18 protein-coding genes are annotated in these 19,222 nt (G+C 65.4%); 13 read left to right on the top strand and 5 right to left on the bottom strand.

Going from position 1 to position 19,222, the window contains the following annotated elements; translation table 11 throughout:
- Positions 1 to 11: 11 nt before the first annotated feature.
- The 4 genes from QM806_RS32295 to QM806_RS32280 all read left to right on the top strand — a co-directional run bounded on the left by QM806_RS32295 (position 12) and on the right by QM806_RS32280 (position 7,434).
- Positions 12 to 1,160, top strand: a complete 1,149-nt coding sequence (locus QM806_RS32295; protein ID WP_265146007.1) for a Glu/Leu/Phe/Val family dehydrogenase — start codon at positions 12 to 14, stop codon at positions 1,158 to 1,160.
- Positions 1,161 to 1,317: 157 nt separating this feature from the next.
- The gene (locus QM806_RS32290; protein WP_182624874.1) at positions 1,318 to 2,484 is read left to right on the top strand and encodes an NAD(P)/FAD-dependent oxidoreductase; all 1,167 of its coding nucleotides are present in this window, start codon (positions 1,318 to 1,320) and stop codon (positions 2,482 to 2,484) included.
- Between the two features lie 58 nt (positions 2,485 to 2,542).
- Complete coding sequence (locus QM806_RS32285; protein WP_265146006.1) at positions 2,543 to 4,768, top strand: thiamine pyrophosphate-dependent enzyme; 2,226 nt, start codon at positions 2,543 to 2,545, stop codon at positions 4,766 to 4,768.
- A 128-nt stretch (positions 4,769 to 4,896) separates the two neighbouring features.
- Positions 4,897 to 7,434 (top strand): excinuclease ABC subunit UvrA, encoded by a 2,538-nt coding sequence (locus QM806_RS32280; protein ID WP_283294041.1) that lies wholly within the window; start codon positions 4,897 to 4,899, stop codon positions 7,432 to 7,434.
- Between the two features lie 50 nt (positions 7,435 to 7,484).
- Here QM806_RS32280 and QM806_RS32275 read toward each other — a convergent pair whose 3' ends face one another.
- Positions 7,485 to 7,943: a hypothetical protein gene (locus tag QM806_RS32275; protein ID WP_283294039.1), complete on the bottom strand. Its 459-nt coding sequence runs from the start codon at positions 7,941 to 7,943 to the stop codon at positions 7,485 to 7,487.
- Between the two features lie 97 nt (positions 7,944 to 8,040).
- Here QM806_RS32275 and QM806_RS32270 point away from each other — a divergent pair, with 97 nt between their 5' ends.
- Both QM806_RS32270 and QM806_RS32265 read left to right on the top strand, forming a co-directional pair.
- Positions 8,041 to 8,493 carry a methyltransferase gene (locus QM806_RS32270; protein ID WP_502943922.1) on the top strand — a complete coding sequence of 151 codons (453 nt, stop codon included), beginning with the start codon at positions 8,041 to 8,043 and terminating at the stop codon, positions 8,491 to 8,493.
- A gap of 175 nt (positions 8,494 to 8,668) precedes the next feature.
- Positions 8,669 to 8,992, top strand: coding sequence for an ANTAR domain-containing protein (locus tag QM806_RS32265; protein ID WP_283294038.1), 324 nt, complete (start codon positions 8,669 to 8,671; stop codon positions 8,990 to 8,992).
- Between the two features lie 104 nt (positions 8,993 to 9,096).
- On the opposite strand, the gene QM806_RS32260 is transcribed toward QM806_RS32265, so the two are convergent.
- Positions 9,097 to 10,779 carry a nitrite/sulfite reductase gene (locus QM806_RS32260; protein WP_283294037.1) on the bottom strand — a complete coding sequence of 561 codons (1,683 nt, stop codon included), beginning with the start codon at positions 10,777 to 10,779 and terminating at the stop codon, positions 9,097 to 9,099.
- A 106-nt stretch (positions 10,780 to 10,885) separates the two neighbouring features.
- On the opposite strand from QM806_RS32260, the gene QM806_RS32255 reads away from it, so the two are divergent.
- From QM806_RS32255 to QM806_RS32240, 4 genes are all read left to right on the top strand, one after another.
- Complete coding sequence (locus QM806_RS32255) at positions 10,886 to 11,713, top strand: sulfurtransferase (protein WP_005571770.1); 828 nt, start codon at positions 10,886 to 10,888, stop codon at positions 11,711 to 11,713.
- Positions 11,714 to 11,722: 9 nt separating this feature from the next.
- The gene (gene hemQ, locus QM806_RS32250; protein ID WP_502943921.1) at positions 11,723 to 12,415 is read left to right on the top strand and encodes a hydrogen peroxide-dependent heme synthase; all 693 of its coding nucleotides are present in this window, start codon (positions 11,723 to 11,725) and stop codon (positions 12,413 to 12,415) included.
- Positions 12,416 to 12,488: 73 nt separating this feature from the next.
- Positions 12,489 to 12,965: a MarR family winged helix-turn-helix transcriptional regulator gene (locus tag QM806_RS32245; protein ID WP_283294035.1), complete on the top strand. Its 477-nt coding sequence runs from the start codon at positions 12,489 to 12,491 to the stop codon at positions 12,963 to 12,965.
- 50 nt (positions 12,966 to 13,015) lie between these two features.
- Positions 13,016 to 13,447, top strand: a complete 432-nt coding sequence (locus QM806_RS32240; protein ID WP_037202753.1) for a DUF5313 family protein — start codon at positions 13,016 to 13,018, stop codon at positions 13,445 to 13,447.
- Positions 13,448 to 13,477: 30 nt separating this feature from the next.
- On the opposite strand, the gene QM806_RS32235 is transcribed toward QM806_RS32240, so the two are convergent.
- Positions 13,478 to 14,491, bottom strand: a complete 1,014-nt coding sequence (locus QM806_RS32235) for an alcohol dehydrogenase catalytic domain-containing protein (protein WP_005253139.1) — start codon at positions 14,489 to 14,491, stop codon at positions 13,478 to 13,480.
- A 143-nt stretch (positions 14,492 to 14,634) separates the two neighbouring features.
- On the bottom strand, positions 14,635 to 15,921 hold the full coding sequence (locus QM806_RS32230) for an MFS transporter (protein WP_005253140.1): 1,287 nt from the start codon (positions 15,919 to 15,921) through the stop codon (positions 14,635 to 14,637).
- A gap of 104 nt (positions 15,922 to 16,025) precedes the next feature.
- Here QM806_RS32230 and QM806_RS32225 point away from each other — a divergent pair, with 104 nt between their 5' ends.
- Positions 16,026 to 16,409, top strand: coding sequence for an ArsR/SmtB family transcription factor (locus QM806_RS32225; protein ID WP_054245836.1), 384 nt, complete (start codon positions 16,026 to 16,028; stop codon positions 16,407 to 16,409).
- Here the strand turns inward: QM806_RS32225 and QM806_RS32220 are convergent.
- Positions 16,369 to 17,433, bottom strand: a complete 1,065-nt coding sequence (locus tag QM806_RS32220) for a 3-isopropylmalate dehydrogenase (protein WP_231137932.1) — start codon at positions 17,431 to 17,433, stop codon at positions 16,369 to 16,371. The two genes, QM806_RS32225 and QM806_RS32220, sit on opposite strands and share 41 nt — an antisense overlap.
- A 456-nt stretch (positions 17,434 to 17,889) precedes the next feature.
- On the opposite strand from QM806_RS32220, the gene QM806_RS32215 reads away from it, so the two are divergent.
- Positions 17,890 to 18,255: a hypothetical protein gene (locus QM806_RS32215; protein ID WP_241769434.1), complete on the top strand. Its 366-nt coding sequence runs from the start codon at positions 17,890 to 17,892 to the stop codon at positions 18,253 to 18,255.
- Positions 18,252 to 19,136 carry an alpha/beta fold hydrolase gene (locus tag QM806_RS32210; RefSeq protein ID WP_005253144.1) on the top strand — a complete coding sequence of 295 codons (885 nt, stop codon included), beginning with the start codon at positions 18,252 to 18,254 and terminating at the stop codon, positions 19,134 to 19,136. The genes QM806_RS32215 and QM806_RS32210 overlap by 4 nt, the downstream gene beginning before the upstream one ends.
- The last annotated feature ends 86 nt before the right edge of the window (positions 19,137 to 19,222 follow it).

The raw sequence follows: 19,222 nt of genomic DNA, 5'->3' as shown, positions 1-19,222 counted from the left end.
GAGCAACGACGATGTTCGAATTGATCGACGAATGGGGCCCGGAGAAGGTCGTGTGTGTCTCCGACGCACGCACCGGCATGCGCGGCGTTCTGGTCATCGACAACACTGCCCGCGGAATGGGCAAGGGCGGCACCCGCATGTCCACCACGGTCAGTGTCGGCGAGGTCGCCAGGCTGGCCCGCAACATGACCTGGAAATGGGCGGGGGTCGACCTCTTCTACGGCGGCGCCAAGGCCGGTATCTGGGCCGACCCGACTGCCTCCTCCAAGGAAGCGGTGCTGCGTGCCTTCGTCCGGGCACTGCGCAACGAGGTCCCCGAGGAGTACGTCTTCGGGCTCGACGTGGGATTGACCGAGAAGGACGCCGCGATCATGCTCGACGAGGTCGACGGTCGCGGCGGCGCGGTGGGCACCCCTCACGCGCTCGGCGGGCTCCCGTACGACCAGCTCGGGGTCACCGGCCACGGTGTCGCGGAGTCGGCGGACGCCGCCGCGCAGACCCTCGGCCTGTCCACCGGTTCGCTGAGCGTGTCCATCCAGGGCTTCGGAGCGGTCGGAGCGGCGAGCGCGAAGCGCCTCGCCGAACTCGGGGCCACCGTCGTCGCTGTGTCCACCTCGCAGGGTGGCCTCCACAACCCGGACGGGCTCGACGTCGCCACCTTGCTCGACCTGCGTGATCAGTACGGTGACGGTCTCGTCGACCAGTACTCCGACGCGAAGCCTCTCGCTGCTGGGGAAGAACTCTCGGTGACCGCGGACGTCCTGATCCCGGCAGCGTTGCAGGACGTCATCGACGTCGATCTCGCCCGGACGTTGCCGGCCAAGATCGTTGTCGAAGGCGCGAACCTGCCGAGCAACCCCGAAGCACAGTCGGTGCTGTTCGACCGCGGCGTGACCGTGGTTCCGGATTTCATCGCCAACGCCGGCGGTGTGGTTGCCGCAGCCGTGGCGATGGACGCTCGCTACTCCGGAATCCGTCCCGAACCGGCTGCCGTGTTCGACAACATCTCCAACAAGCTGCGCGCCAGCACCATCGACACCCTCGACGCGTCGAAGGTGCAGGGGCGGACCACCCACGAGGTGGCCCGCACCACCGCCCAGGAGCGCGTGCGCGAAGCCATGGTGCTCCGCGGGCGTGCCCCGCAAACCGCCACGTTCTAGAAGGTTCGGCACCAACCACGCGCAACTGTGTGACCCACTCCGGTCAGCGGGCGCGCCCCATTCATTCAGGCAAATGCATCGACCTGGTCGTTCGTCGGGTGTCCCCGAAACCGGTAGGGCATTACATCACTACTCTCGAAGGAAAGAAGAGGACGACATGAGCAAGGAACTCCCCGAACAGGCGTCCGTCGTCGTGATCGGCGGCGGCGTCATCGGCGCCAGCATTGCGTTCCACCTCGCCGAATCCGGGGTCTCCGATGTCGTCCTCCTGGAAAAGGACGAGTTGGCCTGCGGGTCGACGTGCAAGGCCGCCGGCGGTGTTCGCGCCTCCTTCAGCAACGAAGCCAACATCGCGATCGGTCTGCGCGGCCTCGACGTGTATTCGCGATTCGCGCAGGAGTACCACCAGGAGATCGACTTCAGCCGCGACGGCTACCTCTATCTCCTCTCGGACCAGGCCAACGTCGACATCTTCACCGAAAGCGTCGCACTGCAGAACCGCCACGGCGTTCCGAGCCGCATGGTCACCCCCGAAGAAGCACAGAAGATCTCGCCGCTCATCAGCACAGACGGCCTCCTCGCCGCCTCCTGGTCACCCCAGGACGGCAAGGCCACCCCCGAATCGGTCGTGATGGGATACGCCGCCGCTGCCCGTCGACACGGCGCCCGCATCGTCCGCCACTGCGCGGTCACCGACATCGAGAGCACCGGCGGCACCATTACCGCAGTCGTGACCGAACACGGACGCATCAAGACCGACACCGTGGTCTGCGCCGCCGGAGCCTGGTCGGCCGGCATCGGCAACATGCTCGGGGTGAACATCCCCGTCGTTCCCGTCCGCCGACAGATCGCCTTCACCGAGCCGCTCTCCGAGTTGCCCGAATCCTCGCCGTCGCTGACCATCGACTTCCCGTCGAACTTCTACTTCCACCCGGAAGGCAAAGGCCTGCTTCTAGGCTGGTCCGACCCGAACGAGCGCGAAGGGTTCAACCTCAAGTTCGAACTCGAGGACTGGCTGATGGGACTGGGCGCCATCGCCGAGACCCGGGTGCCGGCCGTACTGGACTACGGCATCAGCACCGGTTGGGCCGGCCTCTACGAGGTCACCCCCGACCGCAACCAGATCATCGACCGCTCCACCGAGGTCGAGGGCCTGCTCATCGCCACCGGCTACTCCGGCCACGGCTTCCTGATGGGACCGGCGACCGGCGAGATCGTGCGCGACCTCTACCACAGCAAAGAGCCCGGATACGACATCAGCTCGTTCACCCTGGACCGTTTCGCGCAGGCCGGTATCGGCGCAGGCGAGACAAACATCGTCTGACCCCACCCGTTGCACCGCCCAGCAGACGACGATCACCTGCCCCTCAGGAGCCGGACTCATGGCCGAACAGATCGATGATCACTTCACCACCACCGTCGCCGCGATGGCCGATATGACACGTCCGGGAGCGAGCGATCACGACCAGCCCGTCGAGACAGCGTCGAGCCTGTTCGTGCAGCAAACCCTGGACCTGTTCGATTCTCAATTGGGCAGTCGGCACCTGGATCTGGTTGCCCGACGGCTTCGCTCGAATGGCAAGGGCTTCTACACGATCGGCTCGTCCGGGCACGAAGGCAACGCCGTCGTCGCGGGAGCCCTCCGACCCACCGACCCGGCGCTGCTGCACTACCGTTCCGGTGCGTTCTTCCTCCAACGCGCCCGGCAGGTCCGGGGCAGCAACCCGCTGCGCGATGTGCTTCTCGGCGTCGTCGCCGCCACCGAGGAACCGATGTCCGGCGGCCGGCACAAGGTGTTCGGCCGCCACGACCTCAATATCATTCCCCAGACCTCGACGATCGCATCTCACCTGCCCCGCGCGGTCGGCGTCGCCTTCTCCATCGCCCGCGCCGCCAAACTGAACGTGCTCTCCGCGTGGCCCGAGGACGCGATCGCGGTATGCAGTTTCGGCGACGCCTCGGCGAATCACTCGACCGCGATCGGCGCGATCAACACCGCCATCCACTCGGCCTTCCAGGGACTTCCGCTTCCGCTGTTGTTCGTCTGCGAAGACAACGGGATCGGCATCAGCACCAGGACGCCGAAGGGGTGGATCTCCGCGAACTTCGGCAACCGTGAGGGTCTCGAGTACTTCACGGTCGATGGATCCGACCTCCCGATGGCCTACGCCACCGCGAAGCATGCCGCCGACTGGGTTCGCAGGCACCGCAAGCCGGCGTTCCTGCACCTGCGCACCGTGCGGTTGATGGGCCACGCCGGCTCCGACTTCGAAGCCGCCTATCGCACCACGACCGAGATCACCGCAGACTTCGACCGGGATCCGGTGCTGTGCACGGCGAAGCTGCTGATCGAGCGAGGGCACCTGAGCCCCAACGACATCCTCGCGCTCTACGACGACAAGCGCGCCGAGGTAGCCGCGCTCGCGCAGGAAGTCAGCGAGCTGCCGCAGCTCGACAGTCCCGCCGCAGTGATGCGGCCACTGACCGAGGGACTCGACGAGGCGATGGCCGCCGAACCACGACGGACCTACCCGGCCCGCCGAGCCCAGATCGTCGGCAGCCCACTGCCCGAAGACGAGGGCCTACTGACTCTCGCCCTCTCGATCAACCGCGCCCTGCTCGATGTTCTCATCGAGTATCCCGAGTCGCTGGTGTTCGGTGAGGACGTCGCCCGCAAGGGCGGGGTCTACGGGGTGACGCGGGGTTTGATGAAGAAGGCCGGGTCGGCGCGCGTGTTCGACACGCTCCTCGACGAGCAGGCGATCCTGGGACTCGCGCTGGGCGCGGGGGTGTCCGGACTGCTGCCGATCCCGGAGATCCAGTACCTGGCGTATCTGCACAATGCCGCCGATCAGATCCGCGGGGAAGGTGCGACGTTGCAGTTCTTCTCCGACCGTCAGTACCGCAATCCGATGGTGGTGCGGGTCGCGGGGTACGGGTATCAGAAGGGGTTCGGCGGGCATTTCCACAACGACAACGCCGTCGCCGCGTTGCGTGACATCCCCGGCATCGTCGTGGCCTCCCCGGCTCGCCCCGACGACGCCGCGGCCATGATGCACACGTGCGCGGCGGCCGCGCGCACCGCGGGGGCGGTGTGTGTGTATCTGGAACCCATTGCGCTGTATCACACCCGGGATCTGTACGAGGACGGTGACGAGCAGTGGCTGGCCGCGTATCCGGATCCGGTGAAGCGGGCCGAGAATCACGTGCCGATCGGCTCCGCCCGCACGTACGGTGACGGCACCGACCTGACGATCGTCACGTTCGGCAACGGGGTGTACATGAGTCTGCGGGTCGCGCGCCGGCTCGAGAAGGCACACATCGCCGCGCGTGTGGTGGACATGCGGTGGCTCGCACCGCTACCCGTGCACGACATCCTCCGAGAGGCGAACGCCACCGGACGGGTGCTCGTCGTCGACGAAACCCGATCTTCCGGGGGCGTCGCGGAGGGAGTCGTCACCGCCCTGATCGACGAAGGTTTCACCGGCCGTCTCGCGCGAGTAGCCAGTGAGGACAGTTTCATCCCGCTCGGCGATGCCGCCCTCGGGGTCCTGCTCTCCGAAGACACCATCGAGGCCGCGGCGATCAAGTTGGCACAGGTGAGCTGATGGCATTGGTCGGGCCGGAATCCGGGGCGGACTCTCGCCGAAAGAACGTCGCCAGTACACATGGTTCCACCCCTCGAGTAAGACTGGGACGTAACCTGTCCGAGCACGAACCGACACCGGGAGCAGTTGTGCCCACCTTCGATCCCGCACCGCAGGCTGCAGCGCCACGTGCCCAGGACCTCAACGGCATCGCAGTGTTCGACGCCAGCGAACACAACCTCGCCCACGTCGATGTGGTCATTCCCCGGGACTGCATCGTCGCGTTCACCGGAGTCTCGGGATCGGGCAAGTCGTCGTTGGCCTTCGGCACCATTTACGCCGAAGCGCAACGGCGGTTCCTCGAGTCCGTCACCCCGTACGCACGCAGGCTGATGGATCAGATCGGAGCGCCCAGGGTTGGGGACATCACCGGGCTTCCACCGGCGGTTGCCTTGCAGCAGGCCCGCGGTCACACCTCCGCCCGATCGTCGGTCGGCACCCTCACCCATATCTCGAACGTGCTGCGGATGCTGTTCTCCCGAGTCGGTACCTACCCGCCGGGTGCCCCCGTCCTCGACTCGAACGCGTTCTCGCCCAACACACCCGAAGGCGGATGCCCAGCCTGCCACGGACTCGGACGCACTCACGACGTCGACATCGATGCCCTGGTGCCGGACCCGAGCCGAAGTATCCGCGGCGGTGCCGTCGCCGCATGGCCCGGCGCCTGGCTGGGCAAGAACTACCGCGACATCCTCGACACACTCGGTATCGACGTGGACCGCCCCTGGTCCGAGCTCCCGGAAGACCAGCGTGAGTGGATCCTCACGACCGAGGAACAACCCACGGTCACGGTGTCACCCGTGCGCGACCCGGGCAAGATGGTGCGCGACTACCAGGGAACGTTCTCGAGCGCCCGCACCTACGTTCTGCACACCTACGCGACGACGAAGAGCGCAACCCAGCGGGCGAAGGTCGCCCGATATCTGGTGTCCCGGCCCTGCAGTGCCTGCAACGGCAAACGGCTGCGCCCCGAGGCGCTGGCCGTCCGGTTCGCCGGCCTCGACATAGCCGACGCCACGGAACTGTCACTGGCCGATCTGGCCTCGGTCCTCGACGCCGTCGTCGTATCCCGCGATTCCGCCGCAAGCGACGCTACCGAACGAGCATCCGCGGCGCTGGTAGACAACCTTCGCGGCCGCCTCGCGGGTCTGACGGAGCTCGGGCTGGGATACCTGAGTCTCGCCCGTTCGACCACCACCCTCTCGCCGGGCGAACTTCAGCGCCTGCGGCTGGCCACCCAGCTGCAATCGGGTCTGTTCGGAGTGTTGTACGTCCTCGACGAACCGTCCGCAGGCCTGCATCCCGCCGACACCGAGGCACTGGTCACCGCCGTGCGGCGGCTACGCGCGGCAGGTAACTCCGTCTTCGTCATCGAACACAACCTCGACGTCGTCCGCGCGGCAGATTGGATCGTCGACGTCGGTCCCGGAGCCGGGGAGCACGGCGGGCGGGTACTCTACAGCGGTGAGGTGGACGGTCTCGCGCACGTCCCCGAATCCATAACTCGCCGATACCTTTTCGGAACCGCCGAGAGTTACCCCGAGCCCGGACCGCCGAGCAGGTGGATCGAACTCGCCGGCATCACGATGCACAACCTGCGGGATCTGACCGTGCGAATCCCGCTCGGGGTGCTCACCGCGGTCACCGGCGTGTCCGGATCGGGCAAATCCACACTCGTGAGCCGGGTTCTCACCGACGTCGTCGCCCAACACCTCGGCGTCGACAGCGAACCCGGCGCCGACACCGGGGGAGACGACGCCGACGACTCCACGGTCGTACTGACCGAGGAGCGCGAGAAGAACACCGAGCCGACGGTCGTGGCCGCCCACGGGCTCGGACACATCAACCGGCTGGTGCGCGTGGACCAGACCCCGATCGGGCGGACCCCGCGCTCGAATCTTGCGACCTACACCGGCCTCTTCGATGTGATCCGGAAACTCTTCGCCGCACACCCCGTTGCCCGTGAACGCGGATACAGTCCGGGCCGATTCTCATTCAATGTCAGTGGCGGCCGTTGCGAGGAATGCGAGGGAGCCGGTTCGATCACCATCGGCATGCTGTTTCTGCCCGAGGCCTCCGCACCGTGCCCGGCCTGCGCGGGCGCACGATACAACGCGGAGACCCTCGAGGTCCTCGTCGACGGCCGGACGATCGCCGACGTCCTCGCGATGACGGTCGACGACGCCCGTGCATTCCTGAGTCACGTCCCGGCGGCGGCGAAAAGCCTTGACATGCTCGTCGAAGTCGGTCTCGGATATCTGCGGCTCGGCCAATCCGCCACCACCCTGTCCGGCGGGGAGGCGCAACGCGTCAAACTCGCCAGCGAACTGCAGCGCCTCCGATCCGGGCACACGCTCTACGTACTCGACGAACCGACCACCGGATTGCACCCTGCCGACGTCGATCGCCTCATGGTGGTGTTGCGACGGCTCGTCGCGGCGGGAAATACCGTCGTACTCGTCGAACACGACATGCCGGTCATTGCCTCGGCGGACTGGATGATCGATCTCGGGCCCGGCGGGGGAGACAACGGCGGCCGGATCATCGCCTCGGGACCACCGACGGTCGTTGCCGAGACTGCCGACTCCGCCACCGCCGCCTATCTCGCTCGGCATCTCGCCGTGTGAGGGTGCGCATGTGAGCGACGAAGTCGGTATCCGGTTCGTGTGCTACCGGTTCAGTGGGCGTGGATTCCGTAGACGGTGACGACGAAGCTGTGTCCCTTGGCGGTGCAGGTGACGTCTCCCATGAACCCTGCGAGACAGGTGGTTCCCCCGTGGGTGATCGTTTTCTGGTACATGCTCTGGCTGGTGGCGACCTCGGAGATGTCGGGGTTGCCGCCGGGCAGGGTGAACAGGGTGCCGGGCGGGTAGGTGGGGTGAGCGGGAAGCCAGGGAAGGTCGATGACGACGTGCTGGACGGGTCCCAGCCACGGCAGTCCGAACTCGCCGAGGATCGGGAAGTCCATCGGCAATGGTTGTGGCAGATCGCATCCCACGCTGTCGTCGGGTGCGATCGAGCAGTTGAAGTTCCCCACACGGAAGTAGACGGGGGTGGGGGAGTCTGCCTGCGCGGGTGTTGCGAACGCGAGGAGAGCGGCTGCTGTAGCCGTGAGCAGGCTGGTGGCTCGCTTCACTGAACGTTTCATACGAGGTATATACGCTGGGGACGGTGGGCGTTAGCTGGGCGTGGTATCGGATTCTCGAGAACTGACCGTGAGGAGCGAGAACGTCATGGCGACGGCACGCGAGCAGACGGACGGACCGGACAGCAGGCCGAGCGAGTTGCCCTGTGGCGGGCGATGCACGTACAGGTCGACGCGCCGCCACACGTGCTCGTCGACGAGATCGGCCTGCAGCTCGCGTCTCCGGGCGACGGCTGGCGGGCTCGCCCGGACATGGACCCGGCCGGCACCAGCGGGTTTCGGGCGGCCCATTGTCGCGCGTGCTCGTTTCGACGACGCCGATCGCCCCGGATTCCGGGCGTCCGAGAGCGGTGCGCGGGCGGCCGGAACACCGTTCGTCAGTTTCTACACCCCGCCGGAAATGCTGACCCTGGCCCGCGAGGCCGGCTTCGACGGCGCGCAGCATGTGGCGGGAACTTCACTCGCCGAGCGCTACTTCGCCGATCGATCCGACGGCCTGCGCCCGTCGAGTGGAGAAGACCTGTTGGTGGCCACTACCTGAGCGCTTTGTCATGTGACGGCACAGCTGGACATTTGTCTAGATGACAGGCGCGGCGCCGTGGGCTAGAAATGTTGAGGCATCGACAGTGACGTGACTCACATTTTGCGTCCGGACTGGATCGTCGGCACACCGGCGGGTCGGCGGTCGATGCACGAGAGCGAAGGAGCATCGCGGAATGATCGAGGACAGCACACTACTGACTCCGACTCCCGGCCCGACACGCCTGATCCCTCGTAGGCGTCCCGACGGACGTGAACTACTCGGCACGGCGAAGGGAATCCTGATCGCCGGTCGCGGCTGCAGTGACGCCCAGGCTTTCGACGAACTCCTCGACGTCGCCCGGCGTCATCATCTGACCGTCCTCGGCGCTGCCCGGAGCCTGGTAGACCTCGCCGCCGGACCCTCGCCCCGTCGGCGCTCGCCCGAAGCCGCCCGATTCGAAGAGTGGGAGCAGTTGGTCAACCAGCTTCCTCCCCGCCGACACGCGCAGGCGAGTTGACGCGACCCCTCACCGACGCCGGCAAGTAGCGGACCTCGACTGACGGGCGCTCCGGGAGGTCTGGCCTCAGCCGCGATTACGTGGTGGCCGGCGGTGCCAGCCGATCATGCGAGATCGGCTTCGGTGGCGCGTTGGACCCAGGCCGCGAATTTCTCGGAGCCCTCGCGGTCGGCCACGTACCGTCGAACGATCCGCTCGACGTAGTCGGGCACCTCGGCGGCTGGAAGCTTGTGGCCGCGCAATTTGCGCCCGAAGCTCGTATCCAGCCCGAGGCCGCCGCCGAGATGAACCTGGAATCCCTCGACCTGGTTGGAATCGTCATCGGTCACGATCATGCCCTTGAGGCCGATGTCGGCGACCTGGATGCGGGCGCACGAGTTGGGGCACCCATTGAGGTGCACTGTGATCGGGTGCTCGAGCTGATCCTGGACGTAGGCCAATCGCTTCTCGACGTCTGTGATGAGTGCGGCGGCTCGCGCCTTGGTTTCGACGATCCCGAACTTGCAGAATTCGATGCCCGTGCAGGCCATGGTGCTCCGTCGCCACGGTGACGGGCTCGAGGGGAACCCGAGAGCGTCGAGACTCGATCGAAGTGAGCCGACCTGTTCGTCGGGCACATCGAGGATGACGAGTTTCTGCATCGGGGTGATGCGGACCCGCCGGGATCCGGATGCTTCCGCTGCTCGTGCCAAGTCGGTCAGCACGGTGCCGCCGACCCTGCCCACGACGGGTGCGATCCCGACGGCGTTGAGACCGTTCTTCTGACGCTGGATACCGACGTGATCGCGGGGTTCGTCGAGCGGTTCGGGTGCTGGTCCATCGAGCATCGCGCGTCCGAGGTATTCCTTTTCGAGCACGTTGCGGAACTTCTCGACACCCCAGTCCGAGACGAGGAACTTCAGGCGCGCCTTCGCCCGCAGTCGCCGATACCCGTAGTCGCGGAAGAGGGAGACGATTCCGATCCACACGTCGGGCACGTCTTCCAGTGGTACCCATGCGCCGAGGCGCTCGCCGATCCGCGGATTCGTCGACAGGCCGCCGCCGACCCAGACATCCAGTCCCGGGCCATGAACCGGATGGTCGACACCGATGAACGCCACATCGTTGATCTCGTGGACCACGTCTTGGAGGCCGGAGATGGCGGTTTTGAACTTGCGCGGCAGGTTGGAGTACTCGGGGTTTGCGATCAATCGGCGGGTGATCTCGTGCAGAGCGGGTGTGGCGTCGAGAACCTCGTCGACGGCGATGCCGGCCATCGGCGAGCCGAGGACCACGCGCGGGGTGTCGCCTGCGGATTCGGCGGTCGTGAGGCCTACCCCTTCGAGTCGCCGCCAGATTTCGGGTAGGTCCTCGACCCTGATCCAGTGCAGCTGAATGTTCTGGCGGTCGGTGAGATCCGCGGTGTCGCGGGCGAACAGTCGGGAGACTTCACCGACGACGCGCAACTGTTCAGTGGTCAGTGCCCCTCCGTCGATGCGGATGCGGAGCATGAAGTGCTCGTCCTCGAGCTCTTCCGGCGGCAACGTGGCGGTTCGGCCGCCCTCGATGCCAGGTGCGCGCTGGGTGTAGAGCCCCCACCAGCGGAATCGGCTTCGCCGATCGGTCGGGTCGATGCCGGCGACGCCGGTACGGCAGTACACCTCTTCGATTCTCTTGCGCACGTTGAGGCCGTCGTCGTCCTGTTTGACCTGCTCGTTCACATTGAGTGGCTCACGGTCGCCCTGTGCCCATTGCCCCTCCGTGCGCGGGGTCTTCGCCTGCGCAGGGCGGGTCTTCGGTGTTGTCATCGGTGCTCCTGTCGAAACTGCGTGCCCGAAACTGTAGCGTAGGCGAATAGATCGTGCATTAATTATATGTGCACACCCCGGTTGCCGACGACGTGAAGGATGAACCATGAGTAGAAGCAATTTTCTGGTCGACGCCGAATGGGTCGTCGAACACGGACACGACCCCGACGTCGTCCTCGTCGAGGTGGACGAGGACACCGCGCAGTACGAGACGAACCACATCGACGGTGCCGTCCGGATCGACTGGAAGCGCGATCTTCAAGATCCGGTGCGCCGCGACGTCATCGATCGGCGATCGTTCGAGAAACTCCTGTCCGAGAGAGGCATCGCCAACGGCGACACGGTGATCCTGTACGGCGGGAACAACAACTGGTTCGCGGCCTACGCGTACTGGTACTTCAAGCTCTACGGCCACCGCGACGTCCGGCTGCTCGACGGCGGACGCAAGAAGTGGGAGCTCGACGGCCGGCCCTTGTCGAGCGAGAAGGTCACCCGGCCGGTCACCGACTACGTGGCGTCCGAGCCCGTGTCGGGAATCCGCGCGCACCGCGACGAGGTGATCGAGCAGATCGGGAACAAGAACCTTGTCGACGTCCGGTCTCCCGCTGAATTCTCCGGGACGATCCTCGCTCCCGCGCAGTTCCCGCAGGAACAACCCCAGGTCCCGGGGCACGTCCCGACTGCGGTCAACGTGCCGTGGTCCAAGGCTGCCGCTGACGACGGCACCTTCCTCAGCGAGGACGAACTCCGCGCCCTGTACGGCGGCGCCGGCCTCGACGAGACGAAGGACATCATCGTCTATTGCCGGATCGGCGAAAGATCGGCGCACAGTTGGTTCGTTCTCCACGAACTGCTCGGCTACCCCGACGTTCGGAACTACGACGGCTCCTGGGTGGAGTACGGCTCGTTGGTCGGCGCCCCGGTCGAGCGGTAGCCCGAGCCCTTGACCAGGTCTCGCTTTACCGAGCTCAATCAGCGCGTGCGGTTCATGATGTTCACCGTGTTCCGGGTGGCCCCCGGCGCGCTGCCGGATGTGCGCGCCGAGGTGGTGGACGATGCGCACGCCTATCTCGAGCGAGTTGCCGAGTCCGGTGTTTCGATCCGCGGAATCTACGACGTCGCAGGACTACGTGGAGATGCCGACTTCATGATGTGGACGCATGACGACACCGTCGAGGGATTGCAGGCCGCCTACTCCGGTTTTCGTCGCTGCCGACTCGGGCGGGCGTGTACGACGGTGTGGAGTGCGGTCGCGCTCCACCGGCCGGCCGAATTCAACCGCACTCACATCGCGGCGTACGTGGCCGATGAGGAGCCGGGGCAGTTCGTGTGCGTGTACCCGTTCAACCGATCGCTCGAGTGGTATCTGCTGCCGGACGCCGAACGGCGACGGCAGCTCGCCGAACATGGCCGAGCGGCTCGCGCCTACCCGGACGTGCGGGCCAACACTGTGAGTTCCTTCGGGTTGAGCGACTACGAGTGGATCCTCGCCTTCGAGGCTCCGGACTCGAGCCGGATCCTCGACATGATGCGAGACCTTCGTGCGACCGACGCGCGTCGGCACGTTCGGTTGGAGACGCCGTTCTTCTCCGGCCCGCGAACCGGCCTCGATGCCCTCGTTGCGCGTCTGCCTTGAGGATCGCCGACTATCTCCAGAATGATTCGTGCAATATTAGTTATTGCACGAATCATTCTGGTAGCCTGGTGGCATGACCGCAGACATTGAGCAGGAGAAGGCCGGCGGCGATCTACTCGCTCTCGACCGGCAGGTATGTTTCGCGCTCGCGATCGCGAACCGGGCGGTTCTCGCCGTCTACCGCCCCCTGCTCGAACCGATGGGGCTGACGCATCCGCAGTATCTGGTCATGCTCGCTCTCTGGGGAAAGGCCCCGATGGCGGTCAAGGAGATCGGGACCGCGCTGCAACTCGATTCACCCACCCTCTCGCCGCTCCTGAAGCGCCTCGAGGCGTCCGGACTGATCACGCGCACCCGCAGCCGGGCCGACGAGAGGCAACTGGATGTCGAGCTGACCGAAGCCGGTGCTGCGCTACGTGCGGAAGCCGAGAAGATTCCGCCCGCCGTGATCGAGAAGCTCGGGGTCGGCCTGGCCGAACTCGAAGAACTCCACGACGTTCTCACTCGCGTCAATCAGGCTGCGCTCAGAGCGGGCGCGCTCGATCAATGAGGACAATCATGTCGAATTCGACTTCAGTACAACGTGAACAGGTAGTTGTCATGTCGCGAAACACGCAACGAACCCGGCCCGGCCCCATACAGTGGCTGGGCTACGCGGTAGGCCGCAAACTTCCCGACTCAATGCAGGACTGGGTCCGCAACGACCTGGTCGGTGACTGGGCGGTTCCTCGGCACCTCATTCGCAGCATGGTCCCGTTCGTTCCGGTCTTCGCCGCGTTCTTCCTGTTCCCGGGACCGCTCGGACTGCGCGCCTCCATGGTCCTGCTCGGAGTGCTACTCGCCGTGTTCTACGCGGTGTCGTACATGGCGCAGAACCGATCTCGACGCCTCGAGAGGCACGGACTGCCGCCCGATCTGGAGAACCCGAGGAAGGCGTCCCGTCACGACGCCGAAAAGGCGGCGTACGAGAAGCTCCACGGACCTTCCGGCACCTGGGGCATCGAACGGCGGAGTGGCAACGAACCCCGCTGACGACAGTCGATCAACCGATGCCGAGATTGGTCACATGGTGAGGACCATGCGATAGCGTGCCCGACCTTCCTCCATCGCTGCATAGGCCTCCGCCGCTCGAGTCAGAGGCCGTTCCTCGATTCGGGCGCGCACCCCCGACAGGACCGCGAACTGCATCGTCTCTTCGACGTCGCGGGCGGTGCCGGAGGGGTGGCCGGTCACGTTGAGGCCGGGAGTGATCAACTGCAGAGGGCTGATCGGCAGTGGCTCGGGCGTGACACCGACGACGGTGAGTTCTCCGTGCGGAAGCAGCCCACCGACCGTGTCGCCCATCGCTTTCGAGTTCGCCGCGGTCCCCAGGACCACCGCCACGCCGCCCAGTGCCCGCAACGCTTCGCTGACGTCGCCGGCGGTGGAATCGATGTAGTGGTGGGCGCCGAGCTGACGAGCGTCGTCGCCTTTGTCGGCGCCGCGGGCGATGGCGATCGTCTCGAAGCCCATCGCCCGGGCGAACTGCACACCGAGGTGGCCGAGCCCGCCGATGCCCAGGATGGCGACGCGGTCGCCTGGGACGGCGCTGGTCTTCCGCAGCGCGTCGTACGTGGTGACGCCGGCGCAGCTCATGGGCGCGGCTTCGGCGAAGGACAGCTCGCTCGGAATCCGGGCCAGTGCGTTGGCTGGAACAGTCACGGACTCGGCGTATCCGCCGGGGTACTGCCAGCTCGGCACCTGCAACTTCTCGCAATGAATGAAGTAGCCCTTGCGGCAGGGGATGCACTGGTTGCAGTGCCCACCGAACCAACCCACGGCAACGCGGTCGCCGACGGTGTAGTGGTCGACGCCGGCGCCGAGTTCGGCGACGGTTCCGGCGATCTCGTGTCCAGGTGTCAGTGGCCAGGACATCTCCGGGAATTGGCCGTTGATGAACGCGTGGTCGGTGCCGCATACTCCGCACGCGGACACCGCTATGCGTACGTGGTCGCGAGGGGGCGATGCGGTTTCGACGTCGACGAGTGTCAGCGGTTCGCCGGGGGCCTGGACGTGAACTGCCTGATGGGTGGGCATCTGTATTCTCCCTGTCTGTCGTCCTGAGCGATCGAGACCCAGGTTTCAGTCAAGCCCCTCGGCGGAGCTCCTGACAAGGGCTGACGGGGTCCAACCCATCGACGTGGAGACCAATGGTGCCCGGCAACACGACTGTCCGTGGGTCATCTCTGCGCCTTTTCCATCAGTGCTTCCTCGGTGGCAGCGTCCGTCTCGCCTCGGATCCCGTGCTCTTCCGCGGTACCTGGACGCAGGTGTTGGGCTGTGCTGATTCGTACGGTGATCAAGGCGGCGAAGGAGAATGCCATGACGGCTGCCGCGAACGTGATGATGGCTGCGCTGAAGGGTACGAATTGGATCAGGTAGCCCGTTCCCACGGGTAGCAGAGCCGCAGGAATGTAGCCGGCAATATTCAATGTCGCATTTGCTTCGGCGCGATGGTTCGACGGGACCCGGGTGCCGATCAGCGTCAGTGCGGCAAGCTGGCCGAGGCCCTGCGCGGCGCCGGCAAGAAATGCCGCGATGACGAACAACGCCGGCGTCGGGGAAATGGTGACGCTCGCCGTCAGCGTCACCATCGAGACGAATGCGGCAGAGGAACTAAGGGCGAGATGGGTTCTGGTACGTAGATGCGCCAGGGCGAACTGGATTCCGGTCGCTACCAGAAACATGCCGCATGCCGCTGCGCCCGCGAGTAGCGGGCTGGGGGCGTTGATGCCGGTGGCGAGGACTGAGGGTCCGAGGGAGAGGAAGAAGGAGGTCGAGGTAATGCCCGGAGCGAATGCTGCTGCTCCCCAGGCGAGTTCACGACGGTTCGGGCGAGGTACGGAAGGCCATGACCAGAGAGGTCCGACAGGACCGTCCTCTGCGAATCCGCGGTGGAGTGGCAACCGTATCGCGACGACCAGCGTCAGCGTCGTTATTGCGAGCACGATTCCAAATATCCAGGACTGTGGTGTGTCGATGAGCTGGGAGAGCGCCCCGGACAGGAGGGGGCCCAGTCCGGCACCGAATACCATTGCAGCGGAGGCGATCATGGATCCGGTCCGGCGCCGGTGATCGGGGGCGAGATCGATCGTCGCCGACATGCCTGCGGTGACGGCAGCGCCAACTGCGGCGCCCGCGAGCAGCCTGGCCGCCAGCAGCCACACTACGTCCGTGGCCGAGAGGAAGAGTCCCGCCGCGGTGACCGCGGCGACCAGGCCTGGGACGAGCACGACCTTCCGCCCATATCGATCGGCGAGTTTCCCGGCGACGAGAAGGGTCCCGATCAGCCCGACCATGTACGCCCCGAACACGATCGTCAAGGTTCCGGAACTGAATCCCCATTGCGCTTGCCAGCGCGTGTACAGCGGTGTGGGCGCGTTGGACAGCACGAATACGGCTGTCACCGTGCTTGCGGCGGCCAGGGACCACCTCAGTTCCTTCGGGCCGGCCGAACTCTTTGCCATCGCTGTCTCCTCTTCCGCACCCGGTTCGATACCGGTCGTACTAGTACGAAAATTGTCGTACAGAGATGGTACGACAATATTCGTACTACCGCTATGCTGGATCTATGACCGAACTTGCGCCGACCTATCGCATGAGCGACAGCGAAGAGCCTTCTCTGCCGACGCCGCTACCCGAACCGGCGGCATCGGAGATTCGTCTGGAGCGGGTCATGGGCGTCCTCGCCGACCCGCTGAGGCTCACGATCGTCAATCGGCTGTTGACCAGCTCTGAGGAGTACGACCACACCTGCGGTTGGTTCGGATTCGACCGGCCGAAGTCGAGCCTCACCCACCACTTCAAAGCGCTCAGGGAGGCAGGTGTCATCCGACAGCGGCAGCACGGGCTCGAGCGACGAAGCCGAGTCCGCATCGAAGACCTCGATGAGCGCTTTCCCGGTCTCGTGGAACTCATTGCGAACTGGCGGCCGGCAGACGGTGAGGGGGTGTGAGTGGTCCGGAGGCTACTCGGCTCCTGATCTGCTCACCGATTTGCTCGGTGGGGCAGGATTCCTGTCCGCGGGATGCGATGTGGTCCTGAACTGCCTGGTCGATGGTGTTCGCCTCACGTGACAGCCCGAGGTGATGCAGCATCAACGCCACCGAGAGAATCGCGGCTGTGGGATCGGCGACTCCTCGACCGGCGATATCCGGGGCGCTCCCGTGTACTGGTTCGAACATGCCGGGATTCCTCCGTGAGCCGTCGATGTTCGCACTTGCCGCCAGCCCGACACCCCCGCCCAGGGCGGACGTGAGATCGGTGATGAGGTCACCGAAGAGGTTGTCGGTGGCGATGACGTCGAATCGGGCAGGGTTTGTGACGAGATGCAGCATGGCCGCATCGACGAGCATGTGATCGACCTCGACGTCCGGATACAGCACTGCCAGTTCGTCGGCGGCGCGCGTCCACAAGGAGCCGGCGAAAGCGAGAACGTTCGGTTTGTGCACGATCGTCAACCTGTGCCGCCTGACCGTGGCGCGCTCGAACGCCTCCCGGAGAAGTCGATCGACGCCGAAGCGTGTGTTGACACTGACTTCGGTAGCGACTTCATGGGGCGTTCCGACGCGGAGTGCGCCCCCGTTGCCGGTGTACGGGCCTTCAGTTCCCTCCCGGACAACGAGCAGGTCGAGATTCGCATCTCCGGCAAGTACTCGAGGCGCGCCGGGCATCGTCTTCGTGGGACGTAGGTTGATGTGATGATCTAGCGCGAAGCGCATTTCGAGCAGGATGCCACGTTCCAGCGTGCCGGCGGGGACGGTGGGGTCGCCGATCGCACCGAGCAGGATCGCATCGTGATGCCGGATCTCGTCGAGTGTTTCCGGGTCGAGCAGACGACCTGTTGCCCGGTAGTTTCGGGCACCGAGGTCGAAGTAGCTGGTTTCGACGGTGGGGGCAACCTCGTGCAAGGTCCGGACCGCCTGGCCGATGACTTCGGGTCCGATTCCGTCCCCGGGAATGACTGCAATTTTCATCAGATCTCCGAACTACGAACGCGGGACTGTTTCCGCGCGTGACGAGTCGCCCAGCCCGAGTGCGGGGGTGCAGCGGGCGGAAATGGCGTCGGTCCACAGAAGCTATCGCGCAAAACCAAATGGTGGAATATGCATGTCACATAGTGAGATTCACAGCAATTGACGAACCCCATGGAGCACGCGCGCCTCCGAGCGAGCCGTTCGGCGCTGGGCGGGGTGTGTCGAGCTCGGGCATCGGAGGTCCACGTCAGCGTATTGACAAATTGTGAGCCAGTACACATACTCGAAACTGACACGGCGTACCGCTGAACGGCACAGTTCCACTAGGGGCGGCCTGCGGCCGCCATGTCCCGCGAACCCCACGCCGCCCGCGTGTGATCGCAGGTCGAATAGCGACTTACTGGAAAGGGAAAGGCCATGCCATTTGTGGACACGGAGAGGTTCACAGAGGCGCTCAACTTGGATCCCGAATTCAAGATTGCGGCGCGCTTCTGGAACGCCATCGTCCGGTTGGAGATCGGCGATGAAACCTACGTGCTGGTGATTCGTGACGGTCGACTCGACTCCATGGCACCGCCCGAGGGCAACAACCTCATGACGGTTGCGCGGAACTACGACATCGAGATCTCGGCGCCGATCGAAGAATGGAGCAAGTTCTTCCAGCGGGTGCCTCGCCCGTTCTATCAGGACCTCTTCTCGGCGGTCACCCGGCATAACTTCCGCTACGGGGGCGACATGAAGATGTTCTTCGCCTACTACGCCGCGCTCAGGCGACTGTTCGATTTCATGCGTTCGTACACCAATGTTGCCGAGGAGGCGAAATGACCACGACGAAGTTCGACAAGGCGGTCGGGCGGTACGTCCATCTCACGATCGACGACGTCGAGTACCGGGTCTACTACGAGGAGAGCGGGTCCGGGATCCCGCTGCTTCTCCAGCACACCGCCGGCTGTGACGGCCGCCAGTATCGTCATCTCCTCGAGGACGAGGAGATCACGTCTCACTTCCGTGTGATCACGTGGGATCTGCCGTATCACGGGCGGTCGCTGCCGCCGCTCTCGGTGCGATGGTGGGAGCAGGAGTACAACCTGACCCAGGACTTCTTCATGAAGTTCGTCGTTGCCCTGGCCGAGGCCCTCGACTGCGAGGATGCGGTCTACATGGGTAGTTCGATGGGCGGCAACCTCGCCCCCGATCTGGCCCTGCACTACCCCGGCGTGTTCCGTGCCGTGATCGCGCTCGAGGCGGCGCTGCATTCGCCCGGCTACTACCTCGACTACTGGTTCCACCCCGAGATCAGCAACGACTCCAAGCCGGCGGCGATGTACGCGCTCACCTCGCCGACGGCGCCCGAGGTCGGCCGCAGGGAAACGACCTGGGTCTACAGCCAGGGGTCCCCGCCGGTCTTCAAGGGCGATCTCCACTACTACAGCGTCGAGCACGATCTTCGGGAAACGGCACAGAACATCGATACGTCGAAGACCGCCGTGTACATCCTCAACGGCGAATACGACTTCGCGACGGGACCGGAGGAGGCTGAGGAACTCGGCGCGCAGATCGAGGGTGCGAAGGTCGTTCCGATGACGGGACTCGGACATTTCCCGATGAGCGAGGACGCAGCCCAGTTCTTCCGGTGCATCAAGCCGGTGCTATGGGAAATCCGTGACTCGGCCGTGCCGTCGAAGGTGCTCTCGGCTACCCAGTAACCCACTGACCGGTTGCGCGGCCGGCAGTGCTCGTGGTGGTCACGAGACACGAGGCCGGCGCAACCTCGCGGGCCGCCGACGAGCGA

It is taken from the genome of Rhodococcus sp. IEGM 1351, assembly GCF_030056875.1.
Classification (GTDB): Bacteria; Actinomycetota; Actinomycetes; order Mycobacteriales; family Mycobacteriaceae; genus Rhodococcus_F; species Rhodococcus_F opacus.
The sequence above is the reverse complement of the archived record's forward strand: the minus strand, read 5'-3'. Positions and strand labels throughout refer to the sequence as shown.